We start from the raw sequence: 3,019 nt of genomic DNA, 5'->3' as shown, positions 1-3,019 counted from the left end.
GAAGATCTAGCTAACTCTCCGCAATTTCTGGCAGAAGGAGAATGGGCATCGATATCAAAAACCTCTTCCGTTTTAGTGCAGATCTCAGCGGACTGAATGTCAACCGAAAATCAAGAATTGGAAACCGCTATTGACTGCGATCAAGATGAAAACTAGACTAAAGGTATAGAAGTTATCATCGGTTTAGTGACTCAATAATTTACAACACTAACACATCCAATCGCCATGGTTGTACACCATGGTTGCTTCCTGGGAGGGAATATGAACAAAAAACCTTTCTTGGTTTTTCTGTTGCTATTTGCAATGACGTTTTCGCTTTGTTTTGCGAAATCCGATGATACATCTTCGACCAGTAATGCGATTAAACCAATCAGTGGTCAGGCCGTTCGTTTTGCAAAATCCAAGAAGGCCCGCTCTCTGAAACCGCCGAAGGGGGTAGCTACTCCTAATCTTCAGTCCGATGAAGAAAGCATTGTTGAAATTCCAACCCTACCTCTGCCAAGAGATGGAGAGGAAAACTTAATTCGACAGATTGTGCCCAAAATTTTTGTTGATCCTGCTGCACAGAAATGGGCAGCACCGATGGCAATGCCATCTCCGAGTATTAGTTTTGACGGGATCAATAACCTGGACAATGCGAATGCTTTTGGATTCAGGGTTTTGCCACCTGATACAAATGGCGATGTAGGTCCCAATCACTATGTTCAGATGGTGAATCTGCTTGTCCGCGTTTTTGATAAGACCGGCGCGCCGTTAACGGCTCCATTCAAACTAAGCAGTCTATTTGCACCCCTTGGAGGGATTTGCTCTACGAACGACAATGGTGATCCAGTCGTTTTATATGATCCTCTTGCAGACCGCTGGCTGTTAAGTCAATTCGCGTTCCCGCCGAGCGGCAATCCGCCCTACCATGAGTGCATTGCAATTTCAAAGACTTCTAATCCGACAGGAGCTTATTTTCTCTATGACTTTGTGGTTCCGAATGCAGAATTTCCGGATTATCCTAAGATCGGGGTTTGGCCGGATGCATACTACATGACCGCTAACCAGTTCTTCAACTTTGGACCATTCGATGGAACGGGCGTGTATGCTTTCGAGCGCACCAAAATGCTGGCTGGTGATCCAACGGCAAGCTTTATCTATTTCAATCTCGATTTGGCTTCTCATCCCGAAGGAGTCGGCGGCATGCTACCATCCGACCTTGATGGACCGCCTCCCGCAGCAGATACGCCGAATACCTTTGCTTACTTTACCGCAATTAACTTTGGCGATCCCGCAGACGGACTCAGGCTATTCGACTTTCATGTTGATTTTGGTACACCAGCAAATTCAACTTTTACAGAAAGACCCGAAAGCTCCTACGCAGCGCCTGTACCCGTAGCGGCTTTCGACCCAACTTTGAATTCAGGTAGCGGTACTTGTCCGGTTGGAACCTTCAACTTCAGGGATGATATAGATCAGCCTTTGATACCAGGAAATCCAGCCGCTTCCTGCAATGCAAAATTGGATGCAATTGCTGACAGATTGATGCACAGAATGCAGTACCGGAACTTTGGACCTTATGAAACGTTGGTAGTAAACCACACTGTTGATGTGAACTTTACACCGCCAACCGATACTGCTGGCCATCTTGCCGGCGTGCGTTACTACGAATTGCGTAGAACATCGCCAGGAGGGCCTTTTTCCGTAAATGAACAAGCAACGTTTTCGCCCGATAGTGATCACCGCTGGATGGGTAGCGCAGCCATGGACAGCAACGGCAATCTTGCGGTGGGATACAGCGTCTCCAGTGCAACTGTCTATCCTTCGATTCGTTATGCCGGACGCCTTGCTTCCGATCCTCCTAGTGGACTTTTCCAGGGAGAAACAACATTGCATACAGGATTGGGATCCCAGGGGAACAGTGCTTCACGTTGGGGTGATTACAGCGCATTAACCGTGGATCCTTCAGACGATTGCTCATTCTGGTATACAACTGAGTATTACAACACCACTGATAACAACGGTACGATACCATGCTCCTCCACTGGCTTTTTGAGCAATGCTTGCTGGTCAACTCGAATCGGCAGTTTTCGATTCCCAACTTGTATCGCTAACGAAGCCGCGAGCCCAAATACTTTGTGGCCACCGAATCATAAGATGAAAAACGTGACCATAAACTATGAGAATGGCCCAGGAGTTACCTGCTCCCTGAGTGTTACCAGTGACGAACCGGAGGGAGTAACTTCACCTGATTGGATTGTGATTGATTCGCATCATGTGCTACTGCGTGCGGAACGTGATGGCTTTGGTGATGGACGTGTCTACACAATTACGATTGAATGTTCTGATGCGAATGGCACAAACACCCAAACTGTGTTCGTAACCGTACCTCACGATCAGGGACATTAGAAGATTACGAAAAGGAATTTATTAGCCTGGATTTATAGAGGCGGGTCAATAATCGACCCGCCTCTTTTCAAATCTGTTCAACCTTGACCTAACTTTCGTTCCTACGTTCCATGATTTGGCGGGGTGTAGTCGACAAATCTTTTGATAAACTCCAACGCAGCATCGCGGCTGGAGTGTTACAACGGCATCTGATGTATCCAGTCTGAACTTTGTCCCATTGTCCGGTACAAGTGAAGAAGCGCGAGCGATCAAAGCATTTTTCGCTGAAGCGAATATTCTCACAGGGAAGTACGCAACCGAAACCAAATTAAAACTCGGTCTGATGCGGGTAAGCGTTCACAAGATCTGCAGTGGTTCAAATGAAACTTCAGTTGGGTTGTTTTAAAGGCAGGCGGACTTTGAAACATGTATTACCTGGTTACGAGTAAACAGAAATGCTGCCGCGATGTCTGCGGATGATTCTGTCTACGGTGTCTAAATCAAGGCCAGTCCCCTCATGCATTTTTTTCGTTGTAAAAAATGGTTCGAAAATTTTGGCTTGAATTTCAAGCGGGATTCCCCGGCGCCAGTATCACTAATTTCAACTACTACAAAATCACATCCACAGTGGTTGAGATGAAGCTCAGTT

General features: G+C 46.6%; 2 protein-coding genes. One reads left to right on the top strand and one right to left on the bottom strand.

The window, feature by feature from the left end; translation table 11 throughout:
* Positions 1-261 precede the first annotated feature (261 nt).
* Entirely contained in the window at positions 262-2,391 is a 2,130-nt protein-coding gene (locus L0156_05010) for a hypothetical protein (protein ID MCI0602352.1), read from the top strand.
* A 418-nt stretch (positions 2,392-2,809) separates the two neighbouring features.
* On the opposite strand, the gene L0156_05005 is transcribed toward L0156_05010, so the two are convergent.
* On the bottom strand, positions 2,810-2,893 hold the full coding sequence (locus tag L0156_05005) for a hypothetical protein (protein ID MCI0602351.1): 84 nt from the start codon (positions 2,891-2,893) through the stop codon (positions 2,810-2,812).
* Between the last annotated feature and the right edge of the window lie 126 nt (positions 2,894-3,019).

Source organism: bacterium, from assembly GCA_022616075.1.
In the GTDB taxonomy this organism is placed as follows: Bacteria; Acidobacteriota; HRBIN11; order JAKEFK01; family JAKEFK01; genus JAKEFK01.
The sequence above is the reverse complement of the archived record's forward strand: the minus strand, read 5'-3'. Positions and strand labels throughout refer to the sequence as shown.

What these genes read in the sequence shown, in the direction of transcription:
- L0156_05010 (MCI0602352.1), top strand. Translation starts at nt 262, where the DNA reads ATGAACAAAAAACCTTTCTTGGTTTTTCTGTTGCTATTTGCAATGACG.
- L0156_05005 (MCI0602351.1), bottom strand. Translation starts at nt 2,893, where the DNA reads ATGCATGAGGGGACTGGCCTTGATTTAGACACCGTAGACAGAATCATC.